At 72.6% G+C, this 15895-nt stretch carries 12 protein-coding genes; 7 read left to right on the top strand and 5 right to left on the bottom strand.

The window, feature by feature from the left end:
* Positions 1–97: 97 nt before the first annotated feature.
* A complete protein-coding gene (locus MKK64_RS09700; protein ID WP_147729791.1) occupies positions 98–313 on the top strand; it encodes a hypothetical protein in 216 nt (71 codons plus the stop codon).
* Positions 314–609: 296 nt separating this feature from the next.
* Here the strand turns inward: MKK64_RS09700 and MKK64_RS09695 are convergent, their stop codons facing one another.
* Positions 610–4050: an SbcC/MukB-like Walker B domain-containing protein gene (locus tag MKK64_RS09695; RefSeq protein ID WP_243934034.1), complete on the bottom strand. Its 3441-nt coding sequence runs from the start codon at positions 4048–4050 to the stop codon at positions 610–612.
* A gap of 160 nt (positions 4051–4210) precedes the next feature.
* Here MKK64_RS09695 and MKK64_RS09690 point away from each other — a divergent pair, with 160 nt between their 5' ends.
* Complete coding sequence (locus MKK64_RS09690; protein WP_243934032.1) at positions 4211–5077, top strand: sialate O-acetylesterase; 867 nt, start codon at positions 4211–4213, stop codon at positions 5075–5077.
* Position 5078: 1 nt separating this feature from the next.
* On the opposite strand, the gene MKK64_RS09685 is transcribed toward MKK64_RS09690, so the two are convergent.
* From MKK64_RS09685 to MKK64_RS09675, 3 genes are read right to left on the bottom strand one after another with little or no spacing between them, the layout of a single operon-like run.
* Positions 5079–5705 (bottom strand): DUF4194 domain-containing protein, encoded by a 627-nt coding sequence (locus MKK64_RS09685; protein WP_243934030.1) that lies wholly within the window; start codon positions 5703–5705, stop codon positions 5079–5081.
* Positions 5698–7083 carry a Wadjet anti-phage system protein JetA family protein gene (locus MKK64_RS09680; RefSeq protein WP_243934023.1) on the bottom strand — a complete coding sequence of 462 codons (1386 nt, stop codon included), beginning with the start codon at positions 7081–7083 and terminating at the stop codon, positions 5698–5700. Before MKK64_RS09680 ends, MKK64_RS09685 begins: the two co-directional genes overlap by 8 nt.
* A 33-nt stretch (positions 7084–7116) precedes the next feature.
* Positions 7117–7536, bottom strand: a complete 420-nt coding sequence (locus MKK64_RS09675) for an FKBP-type peptidyl-prolyl cis-trans isomerase (protein ID WP_147728502.1) — start codon at positions 7534–7536, stop codon at positions 7117–7119.
* 340 nt (positions 7537–7876) lie between these two features.
* Here MKK64_RS09675 and ggt point away from each other — a divergent pair, with 340 nt between their 5' ends.
* Positions 7877–9568 (top strand): gamma-glutamyltransferase, encoded by a 1692-nt coding sequence (gene ggt / locus MKK64_RS09670; protein ID WP_409567927.1) that lies wholly within the window; start codon positions 7877–7879, stop codon positions 9566–9568.
* Positions 9569–9649: 81 nt separating this feature from the next.
* Positions 9650–9964, top strand: coding sequence for a hypothetical protein (locus MKK64_RS09665; RefSeq protein WP_147728504.1), 315 nt, complete (start codon positions 9650–9652; stop codon positions 9962–9964).
* Here MKK64_RS09665 and MKK64_RS09660 read toward each other — a convergent pair.
* On the bottom strand, positions 9952–12708 hold the full coding sequence (locus MKK64_RS09660; protein ID WP_243934021.1) for an autotransporter domain-containing protein: 2757 nt from the start codon (positions 12706–12708) through the stop codon (positions 9952–9954). The two genes, MKK64_RS09665 and MKK64_RS09660, sit on opposite strands and share 13 nt — an antisense overlap.
* Before the next feature lie 266 nt (positions 12709–12974).
* On the opposite strand from MKK64_RS09660, the gene ruvB reads away from it, so the two are divergent.
* The 3 genes from ruvB to ybgC all read left to right on the top strand — a co-directional run bounded on the left by ruvB (position 12975) and on the right by ybgC (position 15812).
* On the top strand, positions 12975–14036 hold the full coding sequence (gene ruvB, locus MKK64_RS09655) for a Holliday junction branch migration DNA helicase RuvB (RefSeq protein ID WP_147843182.1): 1062 nt from the start codon (positions 12975–12977) through the stop codon (positions 14034–14036).
* Positions 14037–14411: 375 nt separating this feature from the next.
* Positions 14412–15134 (top strand): DUF4142 domain-containing protein, encoded by a 723-nt coding sequence (locus MKK64_RS09650; protein ID WP_243934019.1) that lies wholly within the window; start codon positions 14412–14414, stop codon positions 15132–15134.
* A gap of 249 nt (positions 15135–15383) precedes the next feature.
* Positions 15384–15812, top strand: a complete 429-nt coding sequence (ybgC, locus tag MKK64_RS09645; RefSeq protein WP_243934173.1) for a tol-pal system-associated acyl-CoA thioesterase — start codon at positions 15384–15386, stop codon at positions 15810–15812.
* The last annotated feature ends 83 nt before the right edge of the window (positions 15813–15895 follow it).

Here is a 15895-nt window from a genome sequence, read left to right as displayed (position 1 = left end):
ATGTCTGGGCAAATACGCTGCGTTCCTGATCGGCCAGCCCTGGTGCCGGCCGTGGACGCCTGAACGGACGATACCGTTTCGGAAGGAAAAGAGTGAGATGGAAACCGAGGCCCTCGAACGACCCGCCGATCTGACGATCTGGCGCACCCTGCCGGCAAGCTCGCCGCTGGCGCAGCCCAAGCGCTACGGCACCCTGCGCGAGGCGATCGCCGCCGCCGCCGGCGCGCTGACCGACCCGGCCAAGCAGCCCTGGATCATCACGGACGAGGGCGAGATCCTGTCCCCGAACTGGATCCGCACCTACCTGAACTGAAACGTCGCGCCGGCCCCCGGACGGGCGGCGCTTCCGCGACGCGACCGCGCCCGGCCCGATGCGGCGGCGCGGTCGCGCTGCCGACCGCCGGCCGCCCACGATGCGCGACGGTGCATAAGTCCGACACGCCGGAGTTTTGTCGTCGGCACTTTCACAAATGTGAATGGCGATCGGCCGAGCAAACCCTAGGGTGTAATCGGCTCGATGAGTTCCCCCCTCTCGTCTGGCTGGCACCGCTGGCCGGACGTTCTCCCGATCGTTCTCGCGCCGGCGGTGCCTAATTGCGATCGCGCCGCCTACTCGGCCGCATCGCGATCGTCGTCGTATCGCTCCGGATTGATCGCGTGCAGCGCACGCTTGGCCGCCTCCAGCGGGTGCTCAGACTCGATCCGCACCGAGGCGAGATCCGGGCTCTTGTAGACGGTGACGATGGTGTCCATCACCTCGGTCAGCGTGGTGCGCTTGTCCTCCGGGGCGGCGATGAGCAGCTGCAGCCCCCACGCCGCGTAGAGATCGACCAGCGCCTGGCTGTTGCGCACGTCGAGCTTTGAGAACGCCTCGTCGAGCAGGCACAGGCCGAAGCCCGGATTCTCGTCGCCCGGCCGGTCGCCCGGATAGTAGGCGCTGGCGAGCGAGGCCGCGATCGCCACGTAGAACGGCGCCTGCGCCTCGCCGCCCGATCCGCGCAGCGCCCGGCTCGACATCGTGGTGCGGTTTCCCGCCCCGTCCCGCATCCCGATCTCGTAGACGAAGTAGTTGCGGTAGTCGGCCAGGCGTGCCGCGTCCTCGGCACCGGAGATCAGGGCGGTGACCTCGGCAAGCGCAGCGGCCATCGGGCCCTCGCCATCGTCCGGCAGCAGCGCCTGGGCCGCGTCGGGCGAGCGCGCCACCTCGGTCGCCAGCGCGTGGACGGCGGCGTAGCGGCGGTCGACCACGGCCTCGAAGGCGTAGGTCTGGCCGGTGAAGCGCTGGGTCGAGAGCCGCTCGTTGAGCGCGTCGAGCCGCGCGCGCACCCGCTCGAACTTGTCGGCGAGCCGCGTCAGCAGGTCCTCCGTCATCAGGCGGCGCATCTCGTCCGTCGCCCGCTCGGCCTGGGCGCGGTAGCGGCGCAGCTCGTGCCCCTCGACCTCGTCGTGCTCGCGCCGGACCCAGGCATAGCCCAAGGTCGCCGGCTGGTCGCCGCGGTTGCCGTCACCGCGGCCGAGCGGGTTGTCGATCCGCCACTGGGCGCAATACTCGGCGAGGTCGCGCTCGGCCGCGCGGCCGTGCGAGCGCGCGCTCTCGGCCGCCTCCTGCGCGAGGCTGCGCTCGGCAGACGCCGCAGTCGAGATCGCCTTCGCCTCCAGCCCGGCCAATTCCGCGCGGATCGCGTGGACGGGGGCGGCCGAGAACACCTGCCCGCGCACCATGCGGATGCGCAGGCAATCCCCGCTGGCGAGCCTATGCAGGGCGCTGCGGCGGGCGGCGAAGGCGGCGCGCGCCGCCTCGCGCCCGGCCCCGAGCCGCGCCTTCAACCCGGCCTCCTCGGCGAGCAGGCCGTCAAGCTTCGGTTCCAGCACCTCGGAGAGCTCGCGCAGGTAGGCGATGCGCTCGGCGGTGAGCGCCTTGATCTCCTCGGCGAGGCCGGCGGTGTCGCGCTTCTCGATCGCCTCGCGCTCGGTGGCGAGCGTGCGCTTGCGGCCCTCGATCCCGTCGATCTCCTCGCGCAGGGCGTCGCAATCCTCGACGCCGCGGGCGATGCGCGCGCGGATCGCCGCCGCCGTCCGCGCGGCCTCGCGCAGGACCACGGCCTCGCCGCGCAGGCGCTTGGCCTCCGCCACCGCGACCTCGTGGTTGCGCCGGCCTTCGGCGGTGGGGCCGCGCTGGCCGTGCGTCATCAGCAGGTCGACCGAGCGGGTCACCGAGTAGGCCATGCCGGCGGTGGTGCGCCCGCTCGGCGCCACGGCGCGGCTCATCCGGCGCAGTTCGGCGTCGTCGCGGGCGAGATCGTAGCCGCCGAGCCGCACGCCGAGGAAGGCGGCGGCGTGCGGGTCGTCGGTCTCGATCACCGAGAGCGGGCCGTCGTCGAAGCGGCGCGCCCGCTGGCCGGCGGTGTCGGTCGTCTTCACCAGGATGCAGCGGCTGAAGCGGTCGCGGTTGCTCTGGAGCACGCCGAGCGCCTCCTCGAGCCGGTCGGGCGCGACCACGAGGGCTTCGCGCGCCCGGCCGAGCAGGCCCTCGAGCGCCGGCCCCCAATGCGGATCGACGATCTCGGCGAGCTCGCAGATCGGCACGGCATCGATGTTGCGCCGGGCCAGCTCGGCGCGGAAGGCGACCGTGTCGGAGGAGAGCCGCGCGCCGTGCCCTGCGGCCGGGGCAGGGGCCGAGCGCTCGGCCTCGCTCTCCTGCGCGCGGGCCTTCAGCGCCGTGTCCTCGGCGGCCCGGTCCAGGGCCTCGTCGAACTCGGGCAGCCGCAGCAGGCCCTCGATCAGGTCGGGGAGGGGCCCGTCGTGGCGCAGGGTCTCCTCCGGCGGGGCCTCGCGGCGCAGCCCCGAGCGGGCGCAGGCCTCGGCGAGCCGCGCGGCCTGCGGCGCCACCTGGCGCAGCACCGGCGCGACCGCCTGGAGCTTGCCCATCTGCCCGACGAGGGCGACGAGGTCGGCGACCCGGGCCGCCAGGTCCCGCCGGTCGCGCTCCAGCATCGACAGGCCGATGGTCGAGGCGGCCAGGCGCCCGTCCGTGGCGCCGCCGACGACGAGGGCTTTCTTCTCGGCGATCTCCCCGTCGATGTCGCGCACGAAGCCGCGGCTCGTGGCGACGCTCTCGCGGGCGATCCGCAGCGGCTCGGCGCCGGCGCGGAGCTTGGCCCGCACCGCCACAAGATCGTGGCAGCGGCGGCGCAGCTCGGCGCTGGCCGCCCGGGCCTCGTGGATGCCGGAGGCGAGCACCGCATCGGCCCAGGATTCGTAGCGCCCGGCGAGACGCTTCAGCCGCGCGAGCTTGACCTCCAGCTCCTCGATCGTCTCCAGCAGCCGGCGCCAATTCTCGACCGATTGCCGGACGCGGGCGACGTCGAGCGGCTCGGGGTCGAGGACGAAGCTGCGCACGAAGGCGCTCGAATCGAAGATCGGCTTGAACGCGACCGCGTTCGAGAAGGTGCGCAGGAAGTGGCGCGGGTCCGGCGCCGGCGCACCCTCGCGCAGGGTCGCCAGCACTTCCGCCGTGAAGCGCTCGCCGGAGGAGCGGAACTCCTCGAAGCGCTCGGCCCGCAGCCGCAGGTCCTTGGCGATCTCGGTCCACGGCGCGGTGAAGCTGCCCTCGGCATTGGTGCGCAGGTAGTCGCCGATCTCGAAGCGGTGCCCGGTGGCGATGAAGCGGGAAAGCACCTCCTCCTTCTGGTCGGTCGCCCGCGCGGCGAGCGCCAGCCCGAAGGAGACCGTGCGCCCGCTCTCGGCGTTCTCGAACACCAGGGCGATGACGGTCTCACAGGCCTCGCGCGTCGGGCGCCCGCCCTCGGCCGGGTCGCTGATCCAGCCGAGGCAGTAGTCGCGCACGGTGCGCGCGCTGCGGCCCGAGGCCGAGGCGTTCAGCGCCAGCCGGCTGGCGTTGTTGCCGGCCAGCACGGTGCCGACCGCATCGAAGATCGTCGACTTGCCGGCCCCCGTCGGCCCGACGAGCGCCGCCGCGCCCCGAATCCGGATCTGCTCGCGCCGGATGAGGTACCAGTTCGAAAGGGCGATGTCGGTGAGGCGGTACACCGGGGGCGGGTCCGATCCGGGTGAGGCGGGGGCGCCCAGTTGGCCAACCGCGCGGGCAGACGCAAGGGCGCGCAGAGCACGGACGGCGGGGGCGCCGCGGGTTTTCGGTGTAGAGGGGGGCCGGAAGCCCCGCGATCCCGGGGGCGCGGGCACGGCAGCCATGATCTTGAGAACGCAGCGCACGGGTCCTCGCCGGGCCAGGAGGCTCGGCGTTTCGGCCCTCGTCGGCTTCGCGCTGGCGTCGCCCGCGGCGGCGGGGGTCTGCAGGCCGACCGATCGGGGGCGGGGCACCGACGTGGTGCTGCTCGCCGGGCAGTCGAACATGGTCGGGTTCGGCCTGGGCTTCGACGCCGCGCTCGACGGGACGCCCGATCCGCGCATCGGGCAGTGGAGCCAGGCCGGCGGCCGTGGCCGGATCGTGGCCGCGATCGATCCGCTCCTGCATCCGGGGCCCGCCGCGGGGCGGGTCGGCCTCGGCTTGAGCTTCGCCCGCGCCTACATCGCCGCGCGGCCGCCGGGCCGCCGGATCCTGCTCGTGCCCGCGGCCGTCGGCGGCACCGGCTTCGCCAACGGGCGCTGGAACCCCGGCGACGACCTGTTCGAGGCTGCGGTGAAGCGCACCAACGCGGCGCTCGCCGCCGCGCCGAACGCCTGCCTCGCCGCGATCCTCTGGCACCAGGGCGAGGCCGACGTCGGCGCGCTGTCCGGCTCGGACTACGCCGCGCGGCTCACGCGCACCGTCGCCGCGTTCCGCGCCCGCATCGGCGGCGCGCGGAACGCGCCGTTCGTGACGGGGCGCTTCGAGCCGGAATGGGTGAAGCCGACGCCCGCGCAGGCCGCGATCCTCGACGCGCTCGCGCACCTCGCCGACACGGTGCCGCGGACGGTCGACGTCTCGGCCGACGGGCTGACCGGAAACCCCGGCGACAAGATCCATTTCGACGCGGCCTCGCAGCGCGTCCTCGGTCGGCGCTATTTCGAGGCGTTGCGCACGCTGCTGCCCGCGCCACGCGCGGCGAAGCCCTGACTCAGCCCTCGGCCGCCTCGGACCACGCCCGCAGGCGGTCGAGCCAGGCGTCCGAGGCGAGCACCAGGATGCCGGGCAGCACGCTCACCGGGGTGACGCGCTCGGCCCTGTCGCGCTCGCCGAGCCGCAGCCCGCCGCGGCGGGCGATCAGGCGCAGGATCTCGATCAGCCGCGTCTCCTCGGGCGGATCGCTGCGGGCGGCGGTGCGGATGCGCTCGGTGATGTCGTCGGTGGTGCACTCGACGAGCCCGTCGGTGGAGACGCGGTGATCGCGCAAGCCTTCCTCGTAGATCAGGCGAAGCGCCAGCAGCACCAGGGTCTCGTCCTTGCGCAGGCGCTCGGCGACGATGTCGTGGCGCGGGCCGTCCTGGGCCAGCGTGAGCGACACCATCTGGTCGCGGTGCGACACGGTCAGCGCGTAGCCGAGGCAGGCGAAGTAGTCGGTGAAGAACGGGGCGTAGTGGCGCGCGAGCTCGTAGCTGCGGCCGATGCCGGGGGTGTTCGCGTAGATCACCTGGCCCTTCAGCAGCACCGCGAGCGCGCGGGTCAGCTCCTCCACGTCGGGCGTGCGGGCGCCGGGCGGGGGCGGCTCCTCGCCGTCGACGATGGCGCGGAACGGCTCAAGCATGCCGGTCGCCCGAGATGCGGCGGATGACGAAGTCCGGGCAGTCGAGCCAGCCGTTCGCGAGCCGGCCCTCCGCGCGGGCGATCGTGTAGCGCGTGCCGAGCGCGCCCTCGAACAGCACGTCGATCTCGCGCAGGCGCTGGAACACGACGAAGGCGTCGACGTCGGCGACCGCGATCGCCGAGCCGCGCAGGGTGCCGTCGGGCCCGAGGTGGCGGTCGAGGAAGGCGGTCATCGTCTCCGCCGTCACGGTGGTGCGCCGGCGATAGGCCGCCTTCGCCTCGACGAAGGCCTCGATCGCGGGATCGATCTCGAAATCCGGCAGCGCCTCGGTTTCGATCGGGACTTTTCGCCCGCGCGGGATCGCGAGGTGCGGCGTCCCGATCGGCGGGCGCAGCAGCGAGATCGCCGGTGCCACGTCCGGTGCGGCCGCCGCGGCGCCGACCGCGCGCAGGGCCGCCGCCGTGCGCTCGATCCCGGCCGAATCCGGCCGGTCCATGTAGCGGACGGCGGCCGCGATCCGGCGCTCCATCCGCGCGACCACGTCGTCGACGGCGTCGAGGTGGCGGTCGAGTCCTTCGAAGATCGACAGGATCTGGGTGAGGTCGGCGCGCACGCCGCGCTCGGCGACGCGGAGTTCCGCCGCCCTTCCCTCGCGCAGGATCGCCTCGGCGAGCGCGCGGATCAGCAGCGGATCGCGCAGCGCGCGGCCCGCCTCGCGCACGATCGCCGAGCGGAAGCGGAACGGGTTGTAGCGCGTGTGCAGCGTCCGGTAGTCGCTGATCAGGTGGCGCTCGACGAAGTCCTCGAAGTAGAGGCGGAAGGCGGCGCGCATGTCCTCCTCGTGGAGAATGCGCTCCTCGATCTTGCGCATCGCGCCGGCCAGCCCGCGGACGTGCCCGAGGAAGGCCTGCGCCGCGCGGGCCGCGTTGCCGAGCGCCTCGGAGCGGTCGGCCGGGTTGGCGATCGCGCTCTCCAGGCTTCCGAGCACGTCGAGGATCGCGGCGCCGTAGGAGCGGGTCTCGCCGCGCTCCATCCGCGACAGCTCCTCGAGCAGCAGCCGCGCCTCGGGGTCGAAATCGACCACCGGCACGTAGCGCTCGCGCCGCTCGATCAGCCAGCCGGTCTCGAGAAAGCGCCGGAACAGCGCCGAGCGCCGCTCGATCGGATCGACCGGCACCGGCTCGTCGTCGGATTGCTGGTCGAGCGCCCAGTCGGCGGAGAAGTCGCCGATGGCGGCCAGCAGCTCCGCCTTGCGCACCGGGTCGGGGCTGGTGCCCATCACCTTGCGGTGCAGGTGCAGCAGCAGCGCAGCGTTGAAGGCCCGGCTCGGCGAGGCCAGCGGCCGGAACAGGTCGTCGGGAAGCTGCGCGAACAGCATCGTCTCGAACTCCCGCTCGCGCAGCCGTCCGCGTTACTTCGCGCCGAGAAGCTCGACGTCGAAGATCAGCGTCGCGCCGGGCGGGATGATGCCGCCGGCGCCGCGGGCGCCGTAGCCGAGCTCGGCCGGGATCACCAGGGTGCGCTTGCCGCCCTGCTTCATCGTGGCGACGCCGAGGTCCCAGCCCTGGATGACCTGGCCGGCGCCGAGGGTGAAGGTGAAGGGCTGGTTGCGATCCCGCGAGGAGTCGAACTTCTTGCCCTTCTTGCCGGCGTCGTCGAGCCAGCCGGTGTACTGCACGGTCACCTTCTGGCCGGCCTTCGGCTCGGGCCCGGTGCCGACGACTTCGTCCTGATACTTCAGGCCGGAGGGCAGGGTGGTGTAGTCGGCGTTGGCGGCAGCGGTCATGGCGATCAGCACGGCTCCGGCGATGGGGAGAATAAAGCGAGGCATCGTTCCTCCGTCGGGCCGAGCCTCTTTCGGGCCGCCCGTCGAGGGGCCTCTTAACAGCAGGGCCGGGGCCGAGGCCAGCCGGCGGGGCTTTTCGCCGTCGGCGCACGCCGCGATCGGGCACGGAACGCGGCTTGCGGGGCGGGAGGCGGCCCTTCGCGATTTTCGCCCGGCGCCGGTTGACGCGGCGCCGACCTTGGCGGCCCATTCCACCGCCCGGGCCGCGAGCGCGGCCTCACCAACTTTCCTCGGAGCGACGATGCGCCTGGATCGAACGGACGGCAGCCCTGGCCCGACGCAGACGGCTGGGTCGCACCGCAGGCCGGCCCGGGCCGTCGCGTCGATGCTCGCGATCCTCGCCCTCGCGATGCCGGCCCGAGCGGCCTCGATCGCGCCCGCGGTGGCCGAGCACGGCATGGTCGTGACCGCGCAGCACCTCGCGACCCAGGTCGGCGTCGACGTGCTGAAGCGCGGCGGCAATGCCGTCGATGCGGCGGTGGCCGTCGGCTACGCGCTGGCGGTGGTCTACCCGGCCGCGGGCAACCTCGGCGGCGGCGGCTTCATGACCGTCCAGCTCGCCGACGGGCGCCGGACCTTCCTCGATTTTCGCGAGAAGGCGCCCTTGGCCGCGACGCGCGACATGTACCTCGACAGGGACGGGAACGTCATCAAGGGCCTGAGCGTCAGCGGCCCCCTCGCCGTGGCGGTGCCGGGCACCGTCTCCGGCCTGGAGACGGCGCGCGAGACCTACGGGACGATGGCCCGCGCCGAGCTGATCGCCCCGGCCATCGCCTACGCCGAGGGCGGTTTCGTCCTCGAGCAGGGCGACGCCGACATGTTCGCCATCGCCACCCCGGACCTGCGCAGGGATCCGGCCTCCGCCGCGATCTTCGTCGACGGCGATGCGCCGTTCCGGGCCGGCCGGACGCTCGTGCAGAAGGATCTCGCGGGAACGCTCCGGACGATCGCCGAGCACGGCGCGGCCGGCTTCTACGGCGGCCCAGTCGGCAGCGCGATCGTCGCCTCCAGCCAGGCCGGCAAGGGCCTGATCGTCCAGGCCGACCTCGACCGCTACCGCACCCGCGAGCTGAAGCCGGTCGAGTGCGACTATCGCGGCTACCGCGTGATCTCGGCTCCGCCGCCGAGCTCCGGCGGCGTCGTCATCTGCGAGATGCTGAACATCCTTGAAGGCTACCCCCTCGGCGATCTCGGCTGGGGTTCGGCGCAGGCGATCCACTACGAGATCGAGGCGATGCGGCACGCCTACGTCGACCGCAACAGCTACCTCGGCGATCCCGACTTCGTCGACAACCCGACCGCGCGCCTGACCGACAAGGCCTACGCGGCGACCATCCGGAGCGCGATCGATCCGGGCAAGGCCGGCGTGTCGAGCCGGCTCAAGCCGGGGGTGCCGCCGCACGAGGGCAGCAACACGACGCATTATTCCATCGTCGACGGCGCCGGCAACGCGGTCTCGGTGACCTACACCTTGAACGACTGGTTCGGCGCGCGCATCACCGTGCCCGGCACCGGCGTGCTGCTCAACGACGAGATGGACGACTTCACCGCCAAGGTCGGGGTCCCGAACATCTACGGGTTGGTGCAGGGCGAGGCCAATGCCATCGCGCCGGGCAAGACGCCGCTGAGCTCGATGAGCCCGACCATCGTGACCAAGGACGGCAAGCCCGTCCTCGTCACCGGCACGCCGGGCGGCAGCCGCATCCTCACCGTGGTGCTGCACAGCATCCTGAACGTCGTCGATTACGGCATGAACGTGCAGGAGGCGGCCGACGCGCCCCGCATCCACAACCAGTGGCTGCCCGACGTCACCAACGTCGAGCGGTTCGCGCTCTCGCCCGACACCCGCAGGATCCTCGAGGGCATGGGCCACCATTTCGCCGGGCCGCAGCCGGCCAACCACCTCGCCGCGATCCTGATCGGCGCGCCGGTGCTCGGCGGCAAGGCGGTCGGGGCGAACCGGTTCTACGGGGCGAACGACCCGCGCCGGAACACCGGCTTGGCGCTGGGCTACTGAGCGGCGCCGGACGCTGCCCCGTCCGCACACCGGGACCGAGAAAATCCGGCGACGTTTTCGTCGCTGGTGCGTTCCTGGAGGATGAACCCGACACCCGACGATTGGGACCAGCGCGTCGCGCACCTCTCCCAAAAGCTGCCCGCGCCGCTGCAGCGCGCCGTCGGCTGGCTGCGCGAGCCGTCGCGCCTGTGGCTGCGGGTGGGGGCCGCGCTGCTGCTCATCCTCGGCGGGATCTTCTCAATCCTGCCGGTGCTCGGCCTGTGGATGCTGCCGCTCGGCCTCGCGCTTCTGGCGCAGGACGTGCCCTGGCTGAAGGTGCCGCTGGAGAAGGCCGCCCGCTGGATCGAGAGGACCTGGGCCGCCCTCGTCGCGTGGTGGCGGCGTCAGAAGCGGTAGGTCAGGTTGCCCTTGGCGCCGTGGTCCTGGGCGCGGGCGCCGATCTGCCCGGCATAGGACAGGCCGACGGTGGTCGAGGGTAGGACGATCCAGCTCAACCCGGTCTCGAGCAGCACGGCGCTGCGGTCGACCGGCGCGCCGCGGGTCAGCGCCGAGACGCCGCCGGCATTGAAGGCGAGGAGCGCGTTCGGGGTGACGTCGCCGAAGGCGCCGCGATACCCGACGAGGCCGCGCAGCAGCATCGGCAGGCCGCCGACGAAGCCGTCGATCCGCGCCTCGGCCCGCACGCCCGCGGTCGCGGTGGACACGGTGGCGTCGCGCGCCGCGCCGGTGAGCGCCGCTGCGCCGCCGGTCTCGGAAAAGGCGTCCTGCCCGACGCGGATCACCGCACCGCCGGCGAAGGGCTCCAGCGTCAGGCCGGCGAGGTCCATGCGGTAGCCGATTTCGCCGAAGCCCTGCGCGACGCTGCCGCCGTAAGAGGCGCGGGCGCTGTCGCGAAAGCCGGCGAACGCGACGTCGCGCCGGGTCTCGGTGTCGCTGATGCCGTAGAGGCCGCCGATCCGCAGGTCGAGCGCGCCGAGGCCGATGCCGGCATAGACCGACCCGAACCCGGTCTGGACGTTGCCGCTCGACATGCGCAGCGGGATGTCGAGGGCGGTGTCGGTGTAGCCGGCGGCGGCGCCGACGCGGATCAGGTCGCTCGCGGCGACGTCGCCGCCGATGACGAGGCCGCCGGTGTTGCGCTGGAGGGCGGCGGCGTTGCCGTCCGAGCCGGTGCGCCCGAAGCTGCCGAAGCCCTGGCCCCACAAGCCGACGATCCGTTGGTCGAGGCCGCCGGGGCCGAGGCCCGTGCCGCATTCGGGCAAGGAGTTCAGCGGCACCCGGGCGATCGGTGCACGCTCTGTCGGCAGGCCGGGCGCGGCCGGCGTGCAGGTGAGGCCGGCGCCGTCCGACCAGCGCATCTGATCGAGGATCGCCTCGCGCACCAGCCCGCCGGACTCGACGAGCGCGGTGACCGCGCTCGCGTGGACCTCGCCCGAGAGCGCGTCGAAGGCCTGCTGGGCCTGGGCGGCGGAAAGCGGGCCGACCGCGTCGTAGACCGCCTGGCCGGCACCGAGCGACTGCGCGCGCCGGCCGGCGGCGACGCCGTTCACCGTCGCGCCGGCGGTGTCGAAGCCGAGGTCGTTGCGGATCAGGTGCAGCTGCACCGCGTCGTCCGCGTAGGTCAGCGACGGCGTCAGGAAGGCGAAGTTGGAGGTGACGGCGGCGAACTGCCCCTGCACGCCGCCCGCTGCCGTGAGGATCGTGTAGGTGGTGTTGGCGCTGTAGGCGCCTGGCTGCGCCTGCACGTCGACGAGGCCGCCGCGCAGGGTCGCGACGCCGCCCGCCGCGATCCGGTCGCTGTTGCCGGCCGCATCCGCCTTTACCTGGAAGATCGAGCCTGCCTCGAACAGCACGTTGCCGTTGGCCGACAGCGTGCCGATCCCGTCGTAGCCCGGCGCCGCGCGGCCGCCGCTGCGGACGCTGAGGCCGCCGAGCGTGCCGATGCCCTCGATCGTCGCGCCGGAGGCGACGCCGACATCGGCCGCGCCGAGGTCGCCGCCGACCCGCAGGCGGCCTTCCGCCACCGTCACGCCGCCGGCGAACGGGCTGTCGCCGGTGAGGTCGAGGCGGCCGGCGCCGGTCTTCACGATGGTGCCGGTGCCGTCGATCGTGCCGGAAAACAGCGCGTCGGTGCCGTTCGAGCCGGCGGTGAGGGTGGCTCCGCCCAGCGAGACCCGACCGTCGCCGTTCAGCGCGGCGACGCTCTGGTCGTAGCCGGCGAGGTCGAAGGTCCCGGCACCGGCGACGAGGAGCGCGCTGCCCGCGGGGAGGGCGCCCGCGATGCCGGCGCGCAGGGTCCCGTTGGTGACCGAGGTGGTTCCGGCGTAGCTGTTGGCCTGGGTCAGCAGGACGGTGCCGTCGCCGCTCTTGGCGAGCGTCCCGGGGCCCGACAGCACCGCGTCCACGGTGCCGCTCTGCAGGCCATAGATCGCGCCGCGCAGCGTGCCGTTGCGGATCGTGCCGGCGGTGAGCACCACCGGGCCGGCGCTGGAGGCGGTGCCGCCGAGATCGAGCGTTCCGCCCCCGACCACGAGGGCCGCGTCCGCCGCGCCGAGACGACCGCTCCCGGTCAGCTGCAGCGTGCCGCCATCGACGCGGGTGCCGCCGGAGAAGTCGTTGGCGCCGGACAGCGTCACGGTGCCGGCGCCGGTCTTCACCAGCGGCCCGGGGCCGGTCAGCGCGGCCTCGATGCCGCCGGACTGCACGTCGTAGACCGAGCCGCGCAGCGTCCCGTCGGCGATGGTGCCGCCGGTGAGCCGCACCAGCCCGACGGCCTGGGCCGTGCCGCCGAGGTCGAGCCGCCCGCCCGAGACCAGCAAGGCGCCGTCGGTCGCGCCGAGCGTTCCGGGCGCGGAAGTCGCGAGCGTGCCGGCCGAGAGGCTGGTGCCGCCGGCATAGGTGTTGGCGGCCGAGAGCAGGACGCGGCCGGTGCCGGCCTTCGACAGGCCGCCGGGACCGACGACCGGGCTCGCCAGCGTCGCGTCGTCCGGCCCGTCGCAGGCGAGGCCCGTCGCGGTCGCCACGCAGGCCGCACGGGCCGGATCGGGCGCCGCCATCGACGCTGCCCCGAGGATCAGCGGCAGCACCGCCGTCGTGGCGAGGAGGCGACGGCGCGGCGGGCAGGATACGAGGTGCGGCATGCGGCCCATCCGAAGGCGCGAAGAGACGATCCGGCGATCGCGCGACGGCGCGGTCGTCGGTCCGGTGCCGGGAACGACGGCACGGGGCGGCGGTGAAGACAGGGGCCAGGAGGCCGGGAAACGATTAACGCGACCTCAACCATGCCGAAGAAAAAACAATCGAGGGTTGTTTTTCGGGCTTGGCCGGACGATCCGACGGCGGCGAGGCGCGCTTAGACATCGCCGCGGGCGCGGGTTAGGAGGATCGCATCCCCAGCCGAGGCTCCATGAGCAAGCCGAAACCCCTGACCAGCGCGATCCTCGACCCGGAGAAGCGGGCCGACGACGTCGATCAGACCATCCGTCCGCTGAGCCTGTCCGAGTTCATCGGGCAGCGGGCGGCGCGCGCTAACATGGAGATCTTCATCCAGGCGGCGAAGATGACCGGCCAGGCGCTCGACCACGTCCTGTTCGTCGGGCCGCCTGGCCTCGGCAAGACCACCCTGGCGCAGATCGTGGCGCGCGAGCTCGGCGTGAACTTCCGCTCGACCTCCGGGCCGGTGATCGCCAAGGCCGGGGATCTAGCGGCCCAGCTCACCAACCTCGAAGAGCGCGACGTGCTCTTCATCGACGAGATCCACCGCCTCAACCCGGCGGTGGAGGAGATCCTCTATCCGGCGATGGAGGATTACCAGCTCGACCTGATCATCGGCGAGGGGCCGGCGGCGCGCTCGGTCAAGATCGAGCTGCCGAAGTTCACGCTCGTCGGCGCCACCACCCGCGCGGGCCTGCTGACGACGCCGCTGCGCGATCGCTTCGGCATCCCGATCCGGCTCGAATTCTACGACATCGACGAGCTGCAGCTGATCGTCAGCCGCGGCGCGCGGGTGCTCGGGCTCGGCATGTCCGACGACGGCGCGAACGAGATCGCCCGGCGGGCCCGCGGGACCCCGCGCATCGCCGGCCGCCTACTGCGGCGGGTGCGCGACTTCGCCGTCGTCGCCGAGGCGCCGACCGTGACGCGGGCGATCGCCGACCGGGCGCTGAAGCTGCTCGACGTCGATCCCGTCGGCCTCGACGTGATGGACCGAAAGTACCTCACGATGATCGCGAAATCCTTCGGCGGCGGCCCCGTCGGGATCGAGACCATCGCGGCCGCGCTCTCGGAGCCCCGCGACGCGATCGAGGACATCATCGAGCCCTACCTGATCCAGCAAGGTTTCGTGATGCGCACGCCGCGCGGGCGGGTGCTGACGCAGCATGCCTTCAAGCACATGGGTTTCGCGATGCCCAAGCGCGACCCGATCACGCAGATCGGTCTCTTCGTCGAGGACGAGCCCGAGACCTAGTCCGTGCCGTCGCATTGCCGAAGCGACCGTCCGAGGACGGGACACGAAGTCGCGTTTCATCGAGTTCCGCCGCGGCGCAACGCCGTCGACGCATGCCGTTCCACCGGTTCAGCTATGCCATGTCGGCATAGGACGCGGTTCGGAAACTTGTCACATGCCACCGCCATAAACAAAGCAAGGCATTGCGAATAATCAGAAAATCGATGTTCCGCGTACCGCTTCACAACGCCGCGATGGCTCGGTTCGTCGGCTCAGCATGTGCCGGAAGCGTGGCTACGTAGTTCGCACGTGCGGAACGAGCGGCGATCCGACCCGTTGTGCCCGCAATCGCCCGGGGCCTCGACGCACCGGCGAACCACAAAGGATCGTTCTCCTATGAAGCGTACCGCCACCCTCGCCGTTCTCGGTCTCTCGCTCGCCGCGCTGACCGCCCCCGCCTTCGCCCAGAACGCCCTTCCCATCCGCGTCTCGCCGTTCGAGCGCGGCGTCGGCGCCGCCGGCACCGACACTCCCGAGTTCCGCGCCGAGGCCCTTCGCTCGGATGCCGTGAGCATCGAGTCGAGCCGCATCGCCCTGGAGCGTTCGCGCAACCCGCAGGTCCGGAACTACGCCAACCGCGTAATCACCGAGCGTGAGGCCACCACCAAGGCGCTCCTGCCCGAGGGCACGTCGCTGTCCTCCGGCGGCACCGTCGTCTCGGATCGCCAGGGCTTCGACACCCGCATCGACAACCCGGTGGGCTTCGTGCTCGCCCCGGTGACCATCGCCGCCAACCTCGGCACCAGCATCGTCGGCGGCGTCCTCGGCGGCGTCGGCATCATCGACAACAGCCCGACCGAGCCCGGCCGCCGCGTCGCGATCGGCCCGAATGGCCAGAACCGGATCGAGCGCCTGAAGTCGGCCCGCAACGGCCGCGACTTCGACCGCACATATATCGATCAGCAGGCCCGCTCGGACGCCCGCACGCTCGAGCTCTACGAGACCTACTCGCGCAACGGCGACAACGCCGCCGGCCGCCAGTTCGCCAACGAGGCGCTGCCCTACATCGCCAACGAGCACGGCCACTCGGCCTCGCTCGCCAACCGCATCGGCGGCTGATCCCGCTTCGGCATCGTCGAAACGGATTCACTGACGGAAGGGCCGCCCTGCGAGGGGCGGCCTTTTCGCGTTCGCGAGGGCCTCGTCTACTCCCTCCGCCCGCCATGCCGTCGCCATGTCTGCCCGTCATCCCGGAGCCGCGCGGCCCCGCGATGACGGGAGGGTGGGGAAGGACCCTCGTCCGATCCGTGCCCGACGGGACGTCGGCCCTTGCCACCGTCCCGCACCGCCCTGCGGCAGCAGAAGGACATCGAACCCGTGACGTCATCGATCGATGCCCAAGCGCTGCCGGTGCGCGTCTACTACGAGGACACCGACTTCTCGGGCTTCGTCTACCACGCGAGCTACCTGCGCTTCATGGAGCGCGGGCGCACCGAGCTGCTGCGCGGGCTCGCGGGCGACCAGTCCGAGCTGCACCGGGAGGCGGACGGCCTCGTCTTCGTCGTGCGCCGCATGGAGATCGACTACCTGAAGCCGGCGCGGATGGACGACGTGCTCTCCATCGTCACCAGCACTCGCGAATTGCGCGGTGCCTCGATGCACCTGCACCAGGAGGTCTGCCGGGACGGCGTGGTCCTCGTCCGCGCCGAGGTGGTGGTCGCCTGCGTCCGCGCGGGCCGGGCGATCCGCCTGCCCGACGCCCTGCGTCGCGTTCTGGCTCCGGCAACCCTTCCTTAACCAACCCGCCCGCTTATGCGGTGGGAAAGCGACGCCCCGCGTGCACCGCACCCGGCCCTTACTTTCGACAGATTCGAACGCGA

The organism is Methylobacterium sp. E-025 (genome assembly GCF_022829705.1).
Classification (GTDB): domain Bacteria; phylum Pseudomonadota; class Alphaproteobacteria; order Rhizobiales; family Beijerinckiaceae; genus Methylobacterium.
The sequence above is the reverse complement of the archived record's forward strand: the minus strand, read 5'-3'. Positions and strand labels throughout refer to the sequence as shown.

What these genes read in the sequence shown, in the direction of transcription:
- MKK64_RS09690 (WP_243934032.1), top strand. Translation starts at nt 4,211, where the DNA reads ATGATCTTGAGAACGCAGCGCACGGGTCCTCGCCGGGCCAGGAGGCTC.
- MKK64_RS09675 (WP_147728502.1), bottom strand. Translation starts at nt 7,536, where the DNA reads ATGCCTCGCTTTATTCTCCCCATCGCCGGAGCCGTGCTGATCGCCATG.
- MKK64_RS09680 (WP_243934023.1), bottom strand. Translation starts at nt 7,083, where the DNA reads ATGCTGTTCGCGCAGCTTCCCGACGACCTGTTCCGGCCGCTGGCCTCG.
- MKK64_RS09665 (WP_147728504.1), top strand. Translation starts at nt 9,650, where the DNA reads ATGAACCCGACACCCGACGATTGGGACCAGCGCGTCGCGCACCTCTCC.
- MKK64_RS09685 (WP_243934030.1), bottom strand. Translation starts at nt 5,705, where the DNA reads ATGCTTGAGCCGTTCCGCGCCATCGTCGACGGCGAGGAGCCGCCCCCG.
- MKK64_RS09700 (WP_147729791.1), top strand. Translation starts at nt 98, where the DNA reads ATGGAAACCGAGGCCCTCGAACGACCCGCCGATCTGACGATCTGGCGC.
- MKK64_RS09660 (WP_243934021.1), bottom strand. Translation starts at nt 12,708, where the DNA reads ATGCCGCACCTCGTATCCTGCCCGCCGCGCCGTCGCCTCCTCGCCACG.
- ruvB (WP_147843182.1), top strand. Translation starts at nt 12,975, where the DNA reads ATGAGCAAGCCGAAACCCCTGACCAGCGCGATCCTCGACCCGGAGAAG.
- MKK64_RS09650 (WP_243934019.1), top strand. Translation starts at nt 14,412, where the DNA reads ATGAAGCGTACCGCCACCCTCGCCGTTCTCGGTCTCTCGCTCGCCGCG.
- ggt (WP_409567927.1), top strand. Translation starts at nt 7,877, where the DNA reads ATGCTCGCGATCCTCGCCCTCGCGATGCCGGCCCGAGCGGCCTCGATC.